The organism is Collinsella sp. TF12-2AT, from assembly GCF_003436735.1.
Taxonomy (GTDB): domain Bacteria; phylum Actinomycetota; class Coriobacteriia; order Coriobacteriales; family Coriobacteriaceae; genus Collinsella.
Genome location: NZ_QSQK01000003.1, coordinates 97,677 through 115,584, shown reverse-complemented (window position 1 = coordinate 115,584; position 17,908 = coordinate 97,677). Strand labels below are relative to the sequence as shown.

The 17,908-nt window shown below is 61.6% G+C and carries 18 protein-coding genes and 1 tRNA gene; 4 read left to right on the top strand and 15 right to left on the bottom strand.

Annotated elements, in window-relative coordinates; translation table 11 throughout:
• Positions 1-106: 106 nt before the first annotated feature.
• From DXD24_RS03615 to DXD24_RS10080, 3 genes are all read right to left on the bottom strand, one after another.
• Entirely contained in the window at positions 107-733 is a 627-nt protein-coding gene (locus tag DXD24_RS03615) for a DUF1648 domain-containing protein (RefSeq protein ID WP_117646173.1), read from the bottom strand.
• Positions 734-1,190: 457 nt separating this feature from the next.
• Entirely contained in the window at positions 1,191-1,787 is a 597-nt protein-coding gene (locus DXD24_RS03610; RefSeq protein WP_117646172.1) for a hypothetical protein, read from the bottom strand.
• Between the two features lie 4 nt (positions 1,788-1,791).
• The gene (locus tag DXD24_RS10080; RefSeq protein WP_158549349.1) at positions 1,792-2,091 is read right to left on the bottom strand and encodes a DUF2958 domain-containing protein; all 300 of its coding nucleotides are present in this window, start codon (positions 2,089-2,091) and stop codon (positions 1,792-1,794) included.
• A 318-nt stretch (positions 2,092-2,409) separates the two neighbouring features.
• Between DXD24_RS10080 and DXD24_RS03600 the strand changes: the two genes are divergently transcribed.
• A complete protein-coding gene (locus DXD24_RS03600; RefSeq protein WP_117640482.1) occupies positions 2,410-2,604 on the top strand; it encodes a hypothetical protein in 195 nt (64 codons plus the stop codon).
• Between the two features lie 35 nt (positions 2,605-2,639).
• On the opposite strand, the gene DXD24_RS03595 is transcribed toward DXD24_RS03600, so the two are convergent.
• The 5 genes from DXD24_RS03595 to DXD24_RS03575 form a co-directional block, all read right to left on the bottom strand.
• Positions 2,640-3,572, bottom strand: a complete 933-nt coding sequence (locus tag DXD24_RS03595; protein ID WP_117641068.1) for a DUF4268 domain-containing protein — start codon at positions 3,570-3,572, stop codon at positions 2,640-2,642.
• On the bottom strand, positions 3,559-4,266 hold the full coding sequence (locus tag DXD24_RS03590) for a hypothetical protein (RefSeq protein WP_117646171.1): 708 nt from the start codon (positions 4,264-4,266) through the stop codon (positions 3,559-3,561). The genes DXD24_RS03595 and DXD24_RS03590 overlap by 14 nt, the downstream gene beginning before the upstream one ends.
• A 15-nt stretch (positions 4,267-4,281) precedes the next feature.
• Positions 4,282-5,205, bottom strand: coding sequence for an exonuclease domain-containing protein (locus DXD24_RS03585; RefSeq protein ID WP_117646170.1), 924 nt, complete (start codon positions 5,203-5,205; stop codon positions 4,282-4,284).
• Between the two features lie 15 nt (positions 5,206-5,220).
• Complete coding sequence (locus DXD24_RS03580; RefSeq protein ID WP_117641071.1) at positions 5,221-5,403, bottom strand: hypothetical protein; 183 nt, start codon at positions 5,401-5,403, stop codon at positions 5,221-5,223.
• A gap of 230 nt (positions 5,404-5,633) precedes the next feature.
• Positions 5,634-5,710: transfer RNA gene (locus DXD24_RS03575), tRNA-Met, on the bottom strand.
• A 195-nt stretch (positions 5,711-5,905) separates the two neighbouring features.
• On the opposite strand from DXD24_RS03575, the gene DXD24_RS03570 reads away from it, so the two are divergent.
• Positions 5,906-6,679, top strand: a complete 774-nt coding sequence (locus tag DXD24_RS03570) for a type III pantothenate kinase (protein ID WP_117646169.1) — start codon at positions 5,906-5,908, stop codon at positions 6,677-6,679.
• 105 nt (positions 6,680-6,784) lie between these two features.
• Here DXD24_RS03570 and DXD24_RS03565 read toward each other — a convergent pair whose 3' ends face one another.
• From DXD24_RS03565 to DXD24_RS03550, 4 genes are all read right to left on the bottom strand, one after another.
• The gene (locus tag DXD24_RS03565; protein WP_117646168.1) at positions 6,785-7,981 is read right to left on the bottom strand and encodes an ATP-binding protein; all 1,197 of its coding nucleotides are present in this window, start codon (positions 7,979-7,981) and stop codon (positions 6,785-6,787) included.
• Positions 7,982-8,233: 252 nt separating this feature from the next.
• Entirely contained in the window at positions 8,234-8,935 is a 702-nt protein-coding gene (locus tag DXD24_RS03560; RefSeq protein ID WP_117646167.1) for a hypothetical protein, read from the bottom strand.
• On the bottom strand, positions 8,936-10,666 hold the full coding sequence (gene folK, locus DXD24_RS03555; RefSeq protein ID WP_117646166.1) for a 2-amino-4-hydroxy-6-hydroxymethyldihydropteridine diphosphokinase: 1,731 nt from the start codon (positions 10,664-10,666) through the stop codon (positions 8,936-8,938).
• 95 nt (positions 10,667-10,761) lie between these two features.
• Positions 10,762-11,514 (bottom strand): NAD-dependent protein deacylase, encoded by a 753-nt coding sequence (locus DXD24_RS03550; protein ID WP_117646165.1) that lies wholly within the window; start codon positions 11,512-11,514, stop codon positions 10,762-10,764.
• Positions 11,515-11,628: 114 nt separating this feature from the next.
• On the opposite strand from DXD24_RS03550, the gene DXD24_RS03545 reads away from it, so the two are divergent.
• Positions 11,629-12,447, top strand: coding sequence for an exodeoxyribonuclease III (locus tag DXD24_RS03545; protein WP_117564051.1), 819 nt, complete (start codon positions 11,629-11,631; stop codon positions 12,445-12,447).
• 534 nt (positions 12,448-12,981) lie between these two features.
• On the opposite strand, the gene DXD24_RS03540 is transcribed toward DXD24_RS03545, so the two are convergent.
• Genes DXD24_RS03540 through DXD24_RS03530 form a run of 3 tightly spaced genes read right to left on the bottom strand, consistent with a single transcriptional unit; the run spans position 12,982 to position 16,230 of the window.
• The gene (locus DXD24_RS03540; protein ID WP_117564050.1) at positions 12,982-13,695 is read right to left on the bottom strand and encodes a DUF6580 family putative transport protein; all 714 of its coding nucleotides are present in this window, start codon (positions 13,693-13,695) and stop codon (positions 12,982-12,984) included.
• A gap of 4 nt (positions 13,696-13,699) precedes the next feature.
• Entirely contained in the window at positions 13,700-15,343 is a 1,644-nt protein-coding gene (locus DXD24_RS03535) for an ABC transporter ATP-binding protein (protein WP_117646164.1), read from the bottom strand.
• Entirely contained in the window at positions 15,343-16,230 is an 888-nt protein-coding gene (locus tag DXD24_RS03530) for an energy-coupling factor transporter transmembrane protein EcfT (RefSeq protein ID WP_231500817.1), read from the bottom strand. Before DXD24_RS03530 ends, DXD24_RS03535 begins: the two co-directional genes overlap by 1 nt.
• A 199-nt stretch (positions 16,231-16,429) precedes the next feature.
• Between DXD24_RS03530 and glmU the strand changes: the two genes are divergently transcribed.
• Positions 16,430-17,842 carry a bifunctional UDP-N-acetylglucosamine diphosphorylase/glucosamine-1-phosphate N-acetyltransferase GlmU gene (gene glmU, locus DXD24_RS03525; protein WP_117646163.1) on the top strand — a complete coding sequence of 471 codons (1,413 nt, stop codon included), beginning with the start codon at positions 16,430-16,432 and terminating at the stop codon, positions 17,840-17,842.
• The last annotated feature ends 66 nt before the right edge of the window (positions 17,843-17,908 follow it).

The window sequence follows — 17,908 nt, the reverse complement described above, 5'->3', positions numbered from 1 at the left end:
CGTGGCGGTCTTTCGGTTTATCTTTCCACGCTACCAGCGGAAACGAACTCGGCACGCCGAGTTGCGCCGCAAAATCCCGGGCGCCCGTAGTGCGCCCTTATCCTGCTCATAAGGACCGGCTATCCCTTACCTGTGACACAATCTCAAACGCACAGAACAGAATCATCAGTCCAATCATCGCATAAGAGGCAGCCGAACCTTCAAGCACTATTCCACAAAGAACAATCTCCGCGCCGCCAATAAGAACTGTTATCAGGCGCTCTGCCTTTTTGCTCTCGCCGCTCGCATAAAAAGGCGGCAAGGCGCACAAGATCACATATAGCCCGGGAAGGGAATACAGGATCGATAGTCCAAGTCCCCCATCAACCGCAGTGTTTTGCGCAAGAATCAACTGAACCCAAACGACAATTATCACTGAGCAGGTTGTCGATAAAAGAAGGCTAGAAATATAGCACGCAACAAAGTCCCGTCGCATTCGAACAGAGAAATCCGCGAACTCTCTTCGCCGCGTGGAAACAATAAGGTACACAGAAATTGCAATAGAACCAATCAGAGAAAACAGCGGAACAACCAGCAATTCAAGCTTATTACCCCATCGATCAACCACACCCCCACTCCAATGAGCGGGAATTGTATCAGGGAGGACTGACCAAGCCGCCCATAGAATCAGAAATGGAAGAATAGAGAGGATGAAGGATGATAACACTGCGGTAATTTTTTTTGAGGCTCTCATCGATTCCGCATCTCCTTGCGCGCTCACATTCCACTCCGCCTTAAATCAAGTATAAATACACAGTCTTTCAAGACAGCTATTCAACATTGGTGGTCACCGCTATGGACAATGTGAACCACCTAAACGAACTCTCAATACAGTCCCAGCTTAGCACCCTTGAAAAACTGGTCGCGGACGCGGAACAATCTACCGACGCAAGACGCGATTTCGAAGCTCAGCCTCGTGCCGTATTCCAGAAATATGGAATTACAGACCTCCAAATCAAAGCGGGAAATCGAAAAGTCTCTGTACGAACTGGTGGAGTCAACCGAAAAGGAGGCGCGTGTCCCCGTTGCACGCGCAGTATATCGTCGTATCCAGCTCCCACCGTCCAAGGCACTTGGACGGTGGGAGTTCCGCATCCCCGGGAAAGGAAAAGCGCGGCCCATCCGGACCGCGCCCGCGCCCTCCTCCCATTTCACCCCGCGACGTAAACCGTCCGGCCCGTCTCGCAGTCGATGGTCTCGGCGTCCCCGAAACCGACCCGGACGGCAGCCCATCCGCCGGCGACCGCCAACGCGTCGGCCTCGGACCTCGCGGCGGCGATGAGGCGCTCGAGCGCGGCCGAACCCGCCGGTGCGGTCCCCACCTCGAACGCGCCGCCGTCGCCGCCCGACTCGTACTCGACGACGACCGTCGAGCCGAGAGCCTCCTCGAGGGTCTCGCTCAGGCCGCCCATGCCGTCGAGGGCGTGCCCGGCGACCGTGGCCAGCGGGTAGCGGGCCATCCCGGACGCCGCCGAGCGGACGGCCATGCGAAGCAAGCCGGCGGCCTCGAGCGCCTCGATGAGCGCCGCGGGGACCGCGGCGTCGATGGCGATGTTGCCGTGCCCGCGGCACCACTCGGCCGCCGACGGCACGTTCGCCGTGAGCACGCCCCACCCGGCCATGTAGCCCTCGGAACGCGGGTCCGTGGCGTCGAGGAGGAGGACGGCCAGGCCGCCGCCCACGTACTCCCCGGCCACGAGGGCGAGGCGGACCGCCTCGCCCATGGAGTCGAACTCGACCGTGACCATGCGGCTACCTCCTCCTGACGGCGCTGAGCGGCTTCGGGGAGAAGTGCTCGTCGCGCTCGACGGCAGCGAACCCCATCTGGCGGTTCAGCTCGGCCATCTCCTTGATGCTGAAGTAGCCGAGCTCGTCGTCGTAGCCCTCGACGAGGCCGAACGCCTCGTCCGTGCCGTCGAACTCGAGCAGCCACCAGTCCCATCCGTTCACGCACGAGAAGTAGTGGGCGTAGACCGTGGGGTCCTCCGCCCCGTCCTGCCCATAGAGCCCCGGCACCGTCTTGGCGATTTCCACGGTCATCAGCTGCTGCATGTCTTCCTCCGTTCCGGGCACGTGGCCCTCAACATCTCGCCCCTGCGGGCAAAGCCGAATGGCGACGCCGCGCGTCGTCGTCGGCTTTGCTCCCTGCAAAGCCGCACCGGAGTGAAGACGGGTCAAGGGAGGTCCATGACGACCTCCACCAACCGGAGCGGAGCGGAGGTTTGTGCGGGGTCTCATGGGCCCCCTTGACGCGGCGTAGCGGAGGTGCCACCCGGCCGCGGAGCCGTGGCCGATTCACGGCGGACGCCGGCAGCCCGCGTCCAACATCGATACCATTTAAGGCCCTATTTACTTTTTGAAAGGAGTCGCATGGAACTCGAAGACATCATTTACGAGCTCACTTGCCTTCATGAGTCGATGCTTTTCTGCTGCGAGGACCGATTCGGTAAGGAGGACCCGGTCTTCGCGCATTACTGCATGGCGCTGGGGAGGATCGTCAGGGACCTCGAAGAAACCGAGCGGCGCATTCGGACCGAAACGGCCAGTGCTAAATCACGTCAATAAGAAACGCCCCGGCAATTGAACTGCCGGGGCGTTTTTTAGAGCTCGATCTCCGCGATTATTTTTTTCATCTCGAGGGCCCATCCGAGCTGCTCCTCGATGTACCCCGGCCATGCGTCCTGGTGGCCCTTGATGGGGTGGCCCGCCTTGTAGAAGCGCAGCCCCGATGCCTTTTTCGCATCGAAGGGTGCCGCCGTCAGCCCGAGGTGCTCCTCGAAGACCCCGCTGTTGGCGATGGCGCGGTGCCCGATCTCCTTGTCGTCGTCCACGTACAGCTCGATGCCCGTGCGGCCCCTTTGCGTATCGATGAGCAGGGCGAGATGGTATGCCGAGACCCCCAGGCGAAGCGTCGACCAATGGTCCTTGCTGGGCTTCTGCGGGCTGAACTCCTTGAGGAACTCCGGATGGCCGCCCGCCACATCGCGGTAGGCCGTCCAGTACGCCAGCTTGACCTTTTCGGTCTCGCTGAGCCCCTCGGAGAGCTTCACGGTCTTGGTCCACTCGTTCGGCTGCTCGACCACGCCGAAGCGCGGGGCGGGCAAGGAGTCCCCGATCTTCCAGAGCTCGACCTCGACCAGGAAGAACCCGAAGTCGCTGTCGGTGTGCTGGTTGAGCCACTCGATGGCCTGGCGGTGCTCGTCGCGGGCGCGCGCCACGACCCAGATGACGACCTCGGCGCCCTTGCCGGCGGCGTACGTGATCACCTTGCCGAGATGGTCGTGGTTGGTGTCCTCGAGCTGGTTCTCGATGATCACCTTGCGGCCCGTACCGGACTCCTGCGCGTAGATGTCCACGTTGAACGATCCGACCGAGGACTCCGTCTCTATGAGCTCGAGCTCGATTCCGACCGCCGTCCCGAGGGTTGCGAGGTTCTGCTCCTCGGCCAGCCACTTGGTGAAGTCGTGGGCCTCATGCGGCCACACCTCGCGCAGGGGGACCTTATGGATGGTGTCCAGGTTATAGGTCTTCATCCGCCGCCCTCTCGACCGATAATCCAGTGCCGTTGTAGAGCCTCTCGCCGTCAAACGAACGCAGCAGGAGCCCACGACGTTCGTCGACGTCCTTCAGCTCGCACGGATACACGAATAGCAAAATGTTTTGTCGGTACTTGTAGTCAGCGTAGACATCCGGATCGCCCAATCGCGTAGGTATGGACGCGATATCGTCCGCCATACGCTCACTTGACCCCACGTATATTCCGAGATAGTCGCTGAAGTTCTTATCGTGGTCATGCCTGCGGTATGTCGCGATGAGATAGCAGCCGGGCATATCGTAGCCGCTGAACGCAGCTTCGGAGGCTTTGACCTGCTGGCAGATGAACTCGTGCAGGGGCATCACCGTCGACGCGCCTTCAAATATTGATTGCCTGGCGGCATCGATCTTCTTGCGAGCCTCCGCGGCGGCCCTTGAGTCCTGGAACGCCTTCGTGGCATCCCCCAACGCGCCGGCTGCCGCGCCGACGCCTTCCGCCGCCGCACCAAATCCCTTGCCGATGCCGTCGGCAACAGCACGCGCGCCGTTGGTTGCCCCGTCGGCAGCGCTTTTCACGGCTCCATCGACATCGAAACCGAGCTGCTTTGCCCCATCGACAACCCCGGCGGCGGCGGCTAAAACCCCCGCTGCAAGATTCACCGTGTCTTTTACGGTTTTCAAATTGACGGCCATATCGAGCCTTCCCTTCTATTCCGCCTTGCCAAATCGGTTCATGACCTCAAGCAACTCGCCCGTCGTGACGATTTTTGCCTGCGAGTTGCCGCTGAAAACTGCGTCGAGCTTGCTTCGTCCCACGTTGTCGCCTATTGCGAGGTACTTCGTGCTCTGCGCGGGCTTGCCATCGGTCGCTTTCATCCCGCATTCCTTAAGTGCGGCAAGGATCTCATCGCGATTGTAGCCCGGAGTAACGCCGGATACCTTCACCTTGAGTCCGACCGGATCAGTGATTTCGCCCGGATCGCCCCTGTGGCCCGCCTCCTCGGCTTTCGCCAAAACCTCTTCGATGGTTTCCTGCGACCCGTTCACCAGTCCCAAGCCCGTGAAAACACGCTTGCGGCCATGATGGGAGGAGGCATTCGGAGCCCAAACGGCGGGCTCGAGCGCACCGAACTCGCCGGCCAGCCCACGGAAAACCCCAAGGCACGCCTCGGCGTCGCTCATGGCATCGTGGTGGCTATCAAGATGCACGCCGTAATGCTCGCAGAGGTCGACAAGCGCTCCGGGCAGACCCTTCTGCTTCGCCACCAGCATCGTATCGATTACTTCGATCTCGGGCATTTCGATGTCGTAGGCAGCCAGACTCTTCTTGATGTGGTGGATGTCGGCGCCGTTGGCGTTATGCGCGACCAGGATGTAGTCTCGCAGCAAATCCGCCAGACCGGCATCCTCCCAGAAGCGGACAAAGGTCGGCATGTCGTCCAGTGAGTCCCAATCGATTTCCAGATGAGACCTACTCCACCAACCAATCTCGCTCTCAGGATTGATCACCCGGCAAACCGGGTCGCCCAGGCAGTTTCCCTCAAGATCCGTGAGGATATAAGCGACCTGGCATATCCTCTGCTGGGGATTCGCCGTCTCGCTGTCCCAGAAGATATATCCCTTTTTCGCCATACGGCTTCCTTTCCCTTAAAACAAACTGTTATCCCATTCGGGTGCCTGGGTTATCGTCCCGACACGGGAAAGGAACAGCGCGTAGAAGGGGTCGTTCTTGAGATAGTAAACGCAGGCCGCCTCGTACTTGTCGCCCTTCTCCTTGGTCGTTGCCGACCCGTTGACGATAGGGTCAAGGGCATCGTAGACGGTCTTCATATAGCGACTCCCTTGTTGTTATTCAGACGTCACTATTTTAGCTAAGGACCGCCGGGACTCCTCCCAATTGGAGTTTATCGGTCGATAAGTCAAGCCGACCGGTCCGCGATTATCAATGGTTTATCTGCTTCACATAATAAATTGACTCAGGATTCACCCGCAATTCACCCGCAAGGTAAACCGATAAAGAAAAAGCTCGGAAGCAATTTTGCTTCCGAGCTGCAAGTTCTTGGTCGCGGGGGCAGGATTTGAACCTACGACCTCCGGGTTATGAGCCCGGCGAGCTACCAGACTGCTCCACCCCGCAATGTCTGGGCGCCTCATGTGCGCAAGAAAGAATCTTACGCGGGAGTTCGGTAAACGGCAAGGAAAATCTCGTAGAGCATAATTCCTTCATATTTAAACCCTCAGCCAGTATCACCGTGAACGGATCACAGCCGAGCGCCGTCGACGGCACGTATACAATGGTGCGCGTCCTTTTACGCCAACACTGGGAGTAGACATGCTGCTCGCTATCGATATGGGAAACACGCAGACGGCCATGGGCCTGTTTGACGGAAACGAGCTGGTGCAGTCGTGGCGTATGCCCACCGACCGCTCCTATACCGCCGACGAAATCCACGTGCGCCTGATGGGCTTCTTTAAGATGTACGACCTCTCGCTCGGCGCGGTCGACGCGATCGCCTTTGCCGGCGTGGTGCCGCAGCTCTCGCGCGAGTGGCGCGCCGTGGCCGACCGCATCGCGGCAGATGCCGTTGTCATCGGGCCGCAGACGGCGGCCGTGACCAAGCTACGGGCGGCACGCCCCCAGGCCGTGGGTGCCGACCGCATCGCCAACGCCGTCGCGGCTGAGGCCTTCTACGGCGCCCCGGCGATCGTGGTGGACTTTGGCACCGCAACCAATATCGATGTCATCGACGAGGACGGCTATTACATTGGCGGAGCGATCGCGCCGGGTATCCGCATCTCCATGGACGCGCTCGCCGCCCGAGCCGCCAAGCTCGCCAGCGTGCCGCTCGAGGCGCCCGAGCATGCCATCGGCCGCGATACCGAGGAGTGCATCAAGGTCGGCGCCGTGGTGGGTGCCGCCGCCATGGCCGAGGGCCTGGTCGCGCGCATGAAGCGCGAGCTGGGGCGCGAGGACGCCACCGTTATCGCCACGGGCGGCCTCGCCAGCATTGTCGCCGGTTCGACCGATGCCTTCGATGTGGTCGACGGCCAGCTCACCATCAAGGGCATCTGCGAAATCTACCGCCGCATGCAGGAACTGGGATAGGGCGAGGGCCTAAGTCGAGCACGAGCGCGAGCGGCGAACCAGGCAACGTATCGGCCCTATTCCTCAAAATCGAAAATTTTTCAGTTTTGAGGAATAGGCTTTCTGCTACGCCTCGCCGCACAGCCACCTCGCCAGGTCCACGATCTGCACTCCATCGCGATCCGTGGCCTCGTGATGCGTGCGGGCGAGAATCATCTTGGGGTACGCGTCGCCAATGCTCAGCAGTGGTGAAATCTCGCGTTCAAATGTCTTATCCGAGCTGATGTTGTCGCTCACCTGAATGTAGAGCTTCTCGCTTCGCTTGATTGCCACAAAGTCTATTTCCTTTTTATAGAGCACACCGACGTATACCTCATATCCGCGGCGCAGCAGCTCGATGGCCACCATGTTCTCGTACACGCGACCCCAGTCCATATCGCGTGTACCGAGCAGTGCGTATTTGAACGCGTGGTCTGCCAGGTAATACTTCTCGCCGCTCTTAAGGTATTTCTTGCCGCGAATGTCATATCGACGAACTTTATAGAAGGCAAACGCATCGCACAGGTACCCCATGTACGCACCGACCGTCTTGTTCGTTATCTTTAGCCCATCCGCATTCAAAACATCCGTAATGTTGCGTGCCGACGTTATGTTGGAGACGTTGTCCATCATGTAATCGGCAATGCGCAGCAGTGCCGATTCGTTTCTCACGTTATGCCGTTGCACGATATCCCTCACGATGAGCGTTTTAAAGACACTGGAGAGATATTGATAGCGCTGCTCCTGCAGTGGATAAGGGTAAGAGCCGGACATACCGCCGGTTCTCGCGTACCCATCGAAGTCGCGGTCGACCTCGCCCTCGTCGCCATAGAGACGATACTCCTCAAACGAGAATGGAAAAACCTCGATCTCGAAGGTGCGCCCCGTAAAGAGCGTCGACAGATCGCTCGACAGCAAAAAGGCATTCGATCCGGTGATGAAAATGTCGTACTGCTCGGATGCATGGAGGCTGTTGATCGCGCGCTCAAAGCCCTCGCACATCTGAACCTCGTCGATAAGCAGGAAGTTTTGCCTGCCGGACACTCGATGCTCTTTTACATAGGCGAGCAGGGCATGATATTCGAGCAGGCCCTCGAACTCGTCGAGGTTGTAATTGATATGGATGACATTCGGATTGGACAGATTTGCCTCCACGTAATCGCGGAGAGCCTCGAGCAATTTTGACTTACCGCTACGGCGAATGCCCGTTATGACCTTGATATCCGGCACGCCAATAAGGCTCGTCAATGTGTCCATATACGACGCTCTATTGATGAGTTTCATTGGCGGCCTCCTCGCGGTCTTTTTTCTCTATTCCTCAAAAACGAAATATATTCAGTTTTGAGGAATAGATTCTGTAACGAATATACCTCGCAAAGGACCGAGCTGGCTTAATCCTATTCCTCAAAATCGAAAGATTTTCAGTTTTGAGGAATAGGGTGCTGACAACCCATTCCCCAGACAACAAGACCCTCCCCAGCACAGGCCGAAGAGGGCTTCGTTGTCATCGCTATCTTTGAGCGCGGGCACCTCGCGTTACAGTCCGCGAATCCGTACGGCCTCGGGCGGAAACTCCTGCTCGCCGGCATCGGTCTTGATGGTCGCGCGACCCCAGATGTCCAGGCCCGCAAACACACCGACCGCAAGCGGCAAGCCGCTGGGCGACACCGCCGCAACCTGACGACCCAGCAGTGGCACCATGTCAAAGTACTCGCCCAGCACCGGAGCCAGCGGGCCGGCAGCGCCCTGTGGTGTGTTGGCGGCAACCGCCCAGGTGTCCACGCGGACCAGCACGGCGGTGGCCAATGCCTCGACCAGCACCTCGTCGGCCATATCCACGCCAAGCTCGCTCAGCGCCGCACGTTCAATATCAACCGTCACCGCGGCAAACATGCCCGCAGCACCGGCACCGCCGTTCACGGCAACACGCGCGAGCGACGTCTCAAACGCAGGCGCACCGCACACGATATCGCTCGGCCACTGGATACCCACTTTACCGGCAAGGCCCAACCCCGGCGTCGAAGCCGTGCCCACGAGCGCGTCCATCATGCCCATCGCGGCCACAAACGGCAGGCCGTGGAAGGCGTGCATGTTCACATCGGGGCGCACAACCAGCGAAAACGTCAGCGAAGCATCGCCCACGCTCCACGCGCACCAGCCCGCGGACACGCCCTCGCGACCCGCGTCACGCGCCGCGTCAAGCTCAGTGGCAGCGACTACAGCGTTCATCTCGATCATCTACATACGCCCCAATTCACCCACGATATGGCCCACACGATCCTCGGGCTCCTTGACCTCGACGCCGTTGTAGCGGAAGAACCGCGCCGGGTCGTGCATCAGGTCCTCAAGCGGCACCAGCACAAAGTCGCGCTCGCCGATCAGTGGATGCGGCAGGCGCAGCTTTTTGCCGCCGTGGGTCTCGCCGTCCATCCACAGCAGGTCCAGGTCGATGGTGCGCGGACCGTTGGCCTTGGCCTTTTTGGAGCGGTCGCGGCCCAGCTCGGCCTCGATCTTCATGAGCTCGTCGAGCAGCACCAGCGGCGCCAACTCGGTCTTGATCTCGATGACGGCGTTGGCAAACGCGTCCTGGCGCGTCTCGTAGGCCGGCTCGCTCTCGTAGATCTTGGAGGAGTTGGACACGCAGGTAAGTGGAATCTCGGCGATCATGTCGCGTGCGGCGCGAATGTTGTCGCAGCGATGCCCCAAGTTGGATCCCACGGCCACAAACGCGCGGCGCGGCTGCGGCTTGGCAACCGCCCAGTAGCCGTTCAGGAACTGCGCAAAACCCGCGGCGTCGTGCACGCGCACGATGTTGGCACCGGCCTGGATGGCGCCCAGGCACACGCCAAACGTAGCGGCATCGCGCTCGGCGGCCTCGGTCACGCCCGAGACGGCGCCCACAAAGCGCTTGCGCGATACGGCGCACATGAGCGGATAGCCCAGTGACGCCATCTTGGCAGTCTCGCGCTGGATGACGATGTCCTCGTTAGCCGACTTACCAAAGCCCGGGCCAGGATCGATGCAGATGCGGTCGCGCGACACGCCGGCGTGGATGAGCGCGCGGGCCTGGTCGGACAGAAAGCCCATGACGCGGCGCATGATGGGCGCCGAATCGGGCAGGGTGAAGCGGCGGAGCTGCGAGGTGGGCACGTAGGCTTCCTCGCGGCGGGCGCTGCGGCGCATCATGGCGGCCAGGCGGTCATTGGACTCCGATGCGGCCTCGGTGGCCTCGGGCGCGGGCGCGACGGTCTCGGCGGCAGCAGCCTGCTCGGCGGCCGGCGTCTCCTGCTCGCTTGCAGGCTCGGTCGCGGGCTCAGGTTCGCCAAACGGCAACGAGGGCTGCACCACGCCGCCCGGAAGCTTGGTCTCCGGCTTAGGCTCGCCCAGCAACTTGCCGCGACGGCGGCGAGCCGGCTTCTCGGCCTCACGCGCGGCCTCGGCAGCCGCCTCGCGCGCCTTCTCGGCAACAAACGCCGCGGCCGAGGTATCGAGCTGCACCGTCGCGTGCGTACGAGCGGGAGCGGCGACCTCGCCGGCATGCATCACAATGACGCCGCAGGTGCTCGTCTTAACAAACTCGACCATCTTGGAGTCAGTGAAGCCGGTCACGTCGTTGACGATCGAGGCGCCGCAGCGCACGGCCGCCTTGGCAACCGCCACGTGACGCGTGTCGATCGAGACGATGGCGCCCTCTTTGGCCAGCGCGCGCACCACGGGCAGCACGCGGCGAGCCTCCTCGTCGGGATTAACCGGGGTAAAGCCGGGGCGCGTGGACTCGCCGCCTACGTCGATGATGTCGGCGCCGGCGTCGAGCATCGCCAGGCCGTACTCGATGGCGGCATCCGGGTCGAAGTGCTCCCCGCCGTCGCTAAACGAATCGGGCGTCACGTTGAGGACGCCCATGATGCGCGGACGGTCAAAGCTGAGCTCATACTTTCCGCACCGCCATGTCTTGCTGTCGTTCGCCATGAACATCCTCCTAAAATGCCCACGCCGCCGAGCTTGGGGAGCTGGCGGCGGGGTCGCTTTGCACTCAGTCTTTCTATTGTATCCGCGCACACGGGCTAGAACGCAAACGCGGCCGCGATGTCGCAAGAAATCAGCAGGTCGGCATTTGCATCCTGATCGGTAGGCGCCAAATTGCAAATGGCCAGCGTATCGCCAGTAAAGTAACGCGTAAGGCCTGCCGCCGGATACACCACGAGTGAGGTCCCGCCCACAATGAGGGCATCGGCCGCGGCGATGGCGGCAACGGCACCGGTCAACACATGCTCGTCGAGCGGCTCTTCGTAGAGCACCACATCGGGCTTGATACGACCACCGCACGCGGGGCACACGGGCACGCCCGCGGCGTCCTCGTGCTCGCGCGAGCAAATCCACTCGGCGCTATAGATCGCGCCGCACGACTGGCAAATGTTGCGATGGACCGATCCGTGCAGCTCGAACACGCGCTGTGAGCCGGCCATCTGATGCAGGCCGTCGATGTTTTGCGTCACCACGACATCGAGCTTGCCAGCTCGCTCCAGCTCGGCGAGTTTGGTGTGACAGCGGTTGGGCTTAGCGTTAAGCGCGATCATCTTGGTGCGGTAAAAGTCGAAGAACTCCGCCGGATGTGTCTCGTAAAAGCTGTGCGACAGCATGGTCTCGGGCGGATAGGCAAACTGCTGGTGATACAGGCCGTCCACGCTGCGAAAATCGGGAATGCCGCTTGCCGTGGAAACACCAGCGCCGCCAAAGAAAACCACGCGCTCGTGGGTGTCGAACAGCTCCGCCAACGCCGCGGAGGCCTGCTTGGGATCTGTTATCGCTTGCGTCATGTTTGTCCTCCGTCCATGTTGGTCGGGGCGGCTGCGATTGCGCCGTCGCCCACGGAGCCCACCCCGCCCCTGTTGCGCTAATCTTAAGCCTGCCAACCCCGTCGAAAGGACACCATGCCTCAGACTTACACTTTCGCCTCGTGGAACGTCAACGGCCTGCGCGCCGTGCTCAAAAAGGACCCGAGCTTTATCCAGATCGCGCAAGAACTCGACGTCGATATCCTGGCGCTGCAAGAGACCAAGCTGCAAGAAGGCCAGGTCGATATTGACCTGCCCGGCTATCACCAAACCTGGAGCTACGCCGAGCGTAAAGGCTATTCGGGCACTGCGGTCTTTAGCCGCCAGGAACCGCTGCGCGTGCTGCACGCCGACGCGCTGCTACCCTACGCCGGCGAGGGTGAGGCGGCCGCACTCGTCGCCCAAACCGTAACCGAGGGCCGCGTCTGCGCGCTCGAGTTCGACAAGTTTTGGTTTGTCGACGTCTATACGCCCAACGCCCAAAATGAACTCGCCCGCATCGACGTGCGCATGGCGTGGGACGACGCCTACCGCGGCTTTTTGAACGCGCTCGAGCGCGAGACCGGCAAACCCGTCGTGACCTGCGGCGACTTTAACGTGGCGCACGAGGAGATCGACCTTAAGAACCCCAAGTCCAACCGCGGCAACGCAGGCTTTTCGGACGAGGAGCGCGGCAAGTTTACCGAGCTGCTCGACGCCGGTTTTACCGATACCTGGCGCGCGGCAAACCCCGACGTCGAGGGCGTCTACAGCTGGTGGAGCTATCGCTTTAATGCCCGCAAGAACAACGCCGGCTGGCGCATCGACTACTTCCTGGTAAGCGACGCAATCGCCGACAACGTACGCGACACCGGCATCCGCGGCGACATCTTCGGCAGCGACCACTGCCCCGTCACCCTTACGTTGGAGCTCTAGCTCCAGCTGCCCCCGGAGACGAAGGAAAACGGATCATTTTGGGCCTCGTGAGGGTGTCCGCGTGACCCATCCGCCACGAAACACGCCCATCTACTACGTTTAAGCCACCACCCTCAACCACAGCGAACAACGCAAAAAGAAAACCGCAGGTAGAAAGCCTGCGGTTTTTCATAAAACGCGGTCATGGTCGGGAGTATCAAGCTAAACGTAGTAGATGGGCCAGTTTCGTGGCAAGCGCCGTCAACTGATCCCCTGGGGACATCTGGGGACGGAAGAAAATGGATCAATTTGGCTCTCTGAGGGCCACGATGCCCGTCATATCAGCCGGCCATTCCAAAACTATGCCGGTTTACGGGGCTGAATCGCGAACCCCCAACCATACGCAATTCCGAGATAATAAAACCGCAGGTGAACGGCTTACTCTATTTCGAAAAAAGCCGGCATGGTCTGCCTGCGCCAATCTAGCCCCGTAAACCGGCATAGTTTTGAAATGACACTTCGGCAGTATTGATTCCCGCCCCGACGCAACCAGCCCTACAGCCTGTATTTCACGACGACACGGTTAATGCGACGGCACCAAGGCTTGTACAAGGCGGCCAAAAACACGCAGGTCGCAAGGCCGTGCGTAATATCGAACGGCACTGCCGTGGCAAGACGCGCCACGGCACCCGCCCAAGTAAGCGGCTGTACAAAACCAATGATGTCATATGCGTTGATCACGACGCCATAGAGCAGGCCCGACGCAAAGCCGTACGCCAGCAGTGCTGGCATGCGCACGGTGCCGTCGACGCGGTCGAACGCACCCGCATACGCTAGCGCGCCGCCAACATAGCCAACCAGCCCCCAGGCATACATCTGCCACGGCGTCCACATGCCCTGTCCAAAAAAGAAATTACTGGTCAGTGCCGCCAGCGCTCCAACCATAAAGCCGTTGCGGCGTCCGAGCGTCGCCCCTGCGATGATGGCGATGGCGCTCACCGGTTTAAAGTCGGGAATGGGGCCAAACAGAATACGCCCCGCCGCAGCCAACGCCGCCAGAACCAGCGTGGGCATAATCTGGCGCAGTCCCGGGCGCGACGCCTCGTAACCCGCAAAGAACAGCGCGAGCACCAGCGCCACCACGACAAGCATGGCAAGTGCCGCCTGTTCAACGCCCGCCAGCAACGCCGCAGCCATCACGGCTGGCACCGCCAGCAGCAGCGGTATCTCCAGTTTTGCGAGTAGGCGCACGATGCGATAATCCGCCATCCCATCACGCCCTATAAAACACGTTGTCGGCAAAGAAGTCGGTCGGCGGCTCCATGCAGGCGATCTCGCCATCAAACATCATGGCGATGTCGTCGGCTACCTGCTCGGCAAAATCCAGGTCGTGCGTTGCCATGATGACGGTGCCGCCAGCCCGCGCATGGTCGCGCAGGGCGCGGGCGATAATGCGGCGGCTGGCCAGGTCCAGACCCTTGGTGGGCTCATCGAGCAATAGCAGTTCGGGGCCGATTAGCAGTAGCTTTGCCAACGCAAGCAGTTGGCGCTGTCCGCCCGAAAGATCGTAGGGGTGGCGCCCATCCAGACCCGACAGCCCCAAGCTCGCCGCACGCTCCCGCGCCAAGTTCTCGTCATATCCGCAGGTCGAGGCCCATTCCATCAGCTCATCGTGAACCGTCTCGGCAACCAGCAATGCTTTGGGGTTCTGAGGCAGCAGCGCCGCCGAGGCCGCTCCGCGCACCATGCGGCCGCGCTGCAGCTTGGCGGTCTTCGCCAGCACCGAGAGCATCGTCGACTTACCGCATCCGTTGCCGCCCACGACCGCATGCACCGCACCGGCCGAAAACGCCACGTCGAGCCCGCGCAGCACCCAACCGCCCGCGCGATCGTAGCGAAACCAGCTCCCTGCCAGGGTGGTAGCCGACCCGCCGTGCATTTTTTGGAGTATTCTGCTCCCATCCGTGCGCGGGAAGGCTTCCGAGCCGTTCTCGAGCGACGTTTGCGCCACAAATTCGGACGATTTGTCCAATTCCGAACTTTTTTTCGCGCTCGATACGTCCCCGGGCGGCTCCAGAGAGCCCAAATTGTCCTCACGCCTGCTGAATACTCCGTTTTTTGCACATCGGACGGCACCCCACCCCAACATGTCGTCGGAAAACAACGATTCTCGGCGTCCCAAAGAAGCCATATCCGCCACCTCGCGCACGCGATCGTCCTCAATCCGGTACGCACACGTCGCATACTCGAGCATTGGACGCGGTTGATGCGTAGCCACAACAACCGTGCAGCCCAACTCACGGTTCACGCGAAACAGCGCGTGCAGAAAATTCTTCTCGGCAACGGGATCGAGCTGAGACGTGGGCTCGTCGAGTAGCAGCACACGCGGACGCAGCGCCAGGACGGCGGCAAGCGACAGCAGCTGCTTGCGGCCGCCCGAAAGCGTATCGGTATCGCGATGAAGCCAGTCCTCCAGACCAAAGAAATAGCTGGTCTCAGCTACGCGACGGCGCATCTCATCACGTGCTAGCCCCAAGTTTTCCAGGCCAAACGCCATCTCGTGCCACACGGTTTCGCACACGATCTGGTTCTCGGGATCCTGGAACACATAGCCCACGCGCTCCGCCGATGCCCGCACGTCCATGTCGGCAACGTTCTCGCCCAGCACGCGCGCATCACCAGTGCGCTCGCCCGCCGGCGCGATCTCGGGCTTGAGCAGCGACAGCAGCGTCGACTTGCCCGAACCGGTACCGCCAACAAGCAGCGCAAATGCACCTTGGGGAACACGCCAATCAAGCCCCTCGAGCACCGGTGCCTCGGCCCCGGGATAGGCAAAACTAAGGCCCTGCACCTCAATCGCCGGAATATCCGGGCCGCACGCCGCGCCCGACACCGGGCCCCTATCCAACCGAGCCATCAGCCAAACCTCTTCTCATCAATCGCGTGCGACGCGCAAGGCAGCATCATCCAGGCAGCGTACACGACATAGCCCCGCCACGGCGCCGGCACCGAGAGCTGCGGATAAAACGAATACTGCGTTGTCGCGGTCCATGCCACCGCCACCGCGGCGGCACCAAACACCGCAAGCCCAGCCAGCGCGGCAACGTCGCTGCGCCCCAGTCGATACCGCGCATACGTCGTACGACGCGTCGCGGCACCCCACCCGCGCGAGCGCATCGCGTCCGCGCGCTCCAGCGAATCTTCCATGCCCCAGCCCATCAACACACTCGATGCCCGCAAACGCGAACGCACGGGGTCGGCCGGCGCGCTGCCCGGCACATCAATCGCATCCTGCACCGCCAGCACCGTACGACCGCGGCGCAAAAACTGCGGGATAAGCCTCATGCACATCGAGATCATGAGCGCAATCACCGGCGCGGCATTGCCCAGCAGCGCGAGTACCTTGTCGTATTCGAGCATCGATGCCGCCGCCTCAAACCACAACACGCTCGCCACAAACAGCCCGCCCATGCACAGGCCGTATACCATGCTCTCCAGATACACCGCGCGCATGCCAATACGGAACAGCTCCGTCGAACCCGAGGCGCTAAACAGCGGATTGAGCAGCGCGACGATCAAAATCACCGGCAGCTGCCAGCGGAGCGCGCCCAGCGTGCGGGCAGCCCCACGCGTCGCAAATCCATACGCCAGCCCGCCTGCGAGCGACAGCGCGATCAGTACCGGCTGCATCGAGAACATAGTGAGCCCCAGCGTCAGCACTATATAGAGTGCCGGCACAGCCGGATGCGACATCGAGAATGCCGCGACGGGCCCGCCGCCAAACTCCTCTCGTATGTTATCCACGGGCACCCCCGTTCCCTCGCTCAAACAACAGCTCCGCAGCACCGCCAACGCCGCACGCACGCAGTGCAAACGCCACGCCGGCGGCGCAAGCCTCAACCGCCGCAAACCAATCGTTACGCGCTCGTCATATGCCTGCGGTATCATATTGCGCCGTGTATCGTTTCCAAACACACGTCTCTATAACGTAACAGGAGATCACATGGACGCAACCGCAATTATCCTCGCTGCCGGCGAGGGCACCCGCATGAAGTCGAACCACTGCAAGGTTTCGCACAAGATCCTGGGTAAGCCCATGGTCCAGTGGATCGTCGACGCTACCATCAAGGCCGGCTGCAGCCGCGTCGTGGTCGTCATCGGCAGCCACGCCGACGAGATGCGCGCCCTCATCGACGGCGCCTACGCCAACAGCGCCACCAAGGTCGAGTGCGTCGAGCAGACCGAGCGCCTGGGCACCGGCCACGCCGTAAAGGTCGCGCTCGAGGCCTGCGGCATCACGCAAGGCCCCGTCGTCGTGCTCAACGGCGACCTGCCGCTCATCACCGCCGACACCGTCGCCAAGTTCGCGCAAACCGTCGCCACCGGCGAGCTCGCCTGCACCGTCATGACCATGACCCCGCCCGATCCTTTCGGCTACGGCCGCATCAAGCTGGGCGCCGATGGTCAGATCGAGCGCATCATCGAGCAGAAGGACTGCACGCCCGAGCAGGCCGCCACGCTGCTGGAGTGCAACGCCGGCTGCTACGCATTTGACGGCACGCAGCTCGCCGCCCACATCAACGAGATCGGCAACGACAACGCGCAATCCGAGTACTACCTGCCCGACATGCTCGAGATCCTCAAAGGCCACGGCCAGGCTGTCTCCATCTTCCACTGCGACGACTACCGCGACGGCCTGGGCGTCAACAGCCGCATCCAGCTCGCACAGCTCACCGCCATCGCGCGCGACCGCATCAACGAGCACTGGATGGCCGAGGGCGTTACCTTCATCGACCCCACACAGGCCTGGATCGGCCCCGATGCCGTTATCGGCCGCGATACCGTCGTGTGGCCGCAGACGCACCTGATCGGCCACGTCACCGTGGGCGAGGAGTGCCAGCTCGGTCCCAACAGCCGCCTCACCGACACCACCGTCGGCAGCGGCTGCACCATCGATGAGACCATCGCCATTGAGGCCGTCATCGAGAACGGCGTCGACTGCGGCCCGCGCGCCTACCTGCGCCCGGGCACCCACATGCTCGACGGCTCCAAGGCCGGCACGCACGTGGAGATCAAGAAGTCCACGATCGGCGAGGGTTCCAAGGTGCCCCACCTGTCCTACATCGGCGACACCACCATGGGCTCCGGCGTCAACGTGGGCGCGGGCTCCATCACCTGCAACTACGATGGCGTGCACAAGCACAAGACCGTCATCGGCAAGGACGCCTTCATTGGCTCCGACACCATGATGGTCGCGCCCGCCCAGATCGGCGACGGTGCACTCGTGGCCGCCGGCTCCGTCATCACCGAGCCGGTCCCGGCAGACGCGCTCGGTCTGGGCCGCGCCCGTCAGGTAAATATTGAGGGCTGGGCCGCCGATTACCGCCGCCGCCTGCACGAGGACGACGAGGTATAACGTTTTACCAAGCACAAAAGGAGCTGCTCCATGGGGGCGGCTCCTTTTTCTATCGTGACCTGCGCA

Coding starts and splice junctions, on each gene's coding strand:
- DXD24_RS03615 (WP_117646173.1), bottom strand. CDS start 733: ATGAGAGCCTCAAAAAAAATTACCGCAGTGTTATCATCCTTCATCCTC.
- DXD24_RS03610 (WP_117646172.1), bottom strand. CDS start 1,787: ATGGTCACGGTCGAGTTCGACTCCATGGGCGAGGCGGTCCGCCTCGCC.
- DXD24_RS10080 (WP_158549349.1), bottom strand. CDS start 2,091: ATGCAGCAGCTGATGACCGTGGAAATCGCCAAGACGGTGCCGGGGCTC.
- DXD24_RS03600 (WP_117640482.1), top strand. CDS start 2,410: ATGGAACTCGAAGACATCATTTACGAGCTCACTTGCCTTCATGAGTCG.
- DXD24_RS03595 (WP_117641068.1), bottom strand. CDS start 3,572: ATGAAGACCTATAACCTGGACACCATCCATAAGGTCCCCCTGCGCGAG.
- DXD24_RS03590 (WP_117646171.1), bottom strand. CDS start 4,266: ATGGCCGTCAATTTGAAAACCGTAAAAGACACGGTGAATCTTGCAGCG.
- DXD24_RS03585 (WP_117646170.1), bottom strand. CDS start 5,205: ATGGCGAAAAAGGGATATATCTTCTGGGACAGCGAGACGGCGAATCCC.
- DXD24_RS03580 (WP_117641071.1), bottom strand. CDS start 5,403: ATGAAGACCGTCTACGATGCCCTTGACCCTATCGTCAACGGGTCGGCA.
- DXD24_RS03570 (WP_117646169.1), top strand. CDS start 5,906: ATGCTGCTCGCTATCGATATGGGAAACACGCAGACGGCCATGGGCCTG.
- DXD24_RS03565 (WP_117646168.1), bottom strand. CDS start 7,981: ATGAAACTCATCAATAGAGCGTCGTATATGGACACATTGACGAGCCTT.
- DXD24_RS03560 (WP_117646167.1), bottom strand. CDS start 8,935: ATGATCGAGATGAACGCTGTAGTCGCTGCCACTGAGCTTGACGCGGCG.
- folK (WP_117646166.1), bottom strand. CDS start 10,666: ATGGCGAACGACAGCAAGACATGGCGGTGCGGAAAGTATGAGCTCAGC.
- DXD24_RS03550 (WP_117646165.1), bottom strand. CDS start 11,514: ATGACGCAAGCGATAACAGATCCCAAGCAGGCCTCCGCGGCGTTGGCG.
- DXD24_RS03545 (WP_117564051.1), top strand. CDS start 11,629: ATGCCTCAGACTTACACTTTCGCCTCGTGGAACGTCAACGGCCTGCGC.
- DXD24_RS03540 (WP_117564050.1), bottom strand. CDS start 13,695: ATGGCGGATTATCGCATCGTGCGCCTACTCGCAAAACTGGAGATACCG.
- DXD24_RS03535 (WP_117646164.1), bottom strand. CDS start 15,343: ATGGCTCGGTTGGATAGGGGCCCGGTGTCGGGCGCGGCGTGCGGCCCG.
- glmU (WP_117646163.1), top strand. CDS start 16,430: ATGGACGCAACCGCAATTATCCTCGCTGCCGGCGAGGGCACCCGCATG.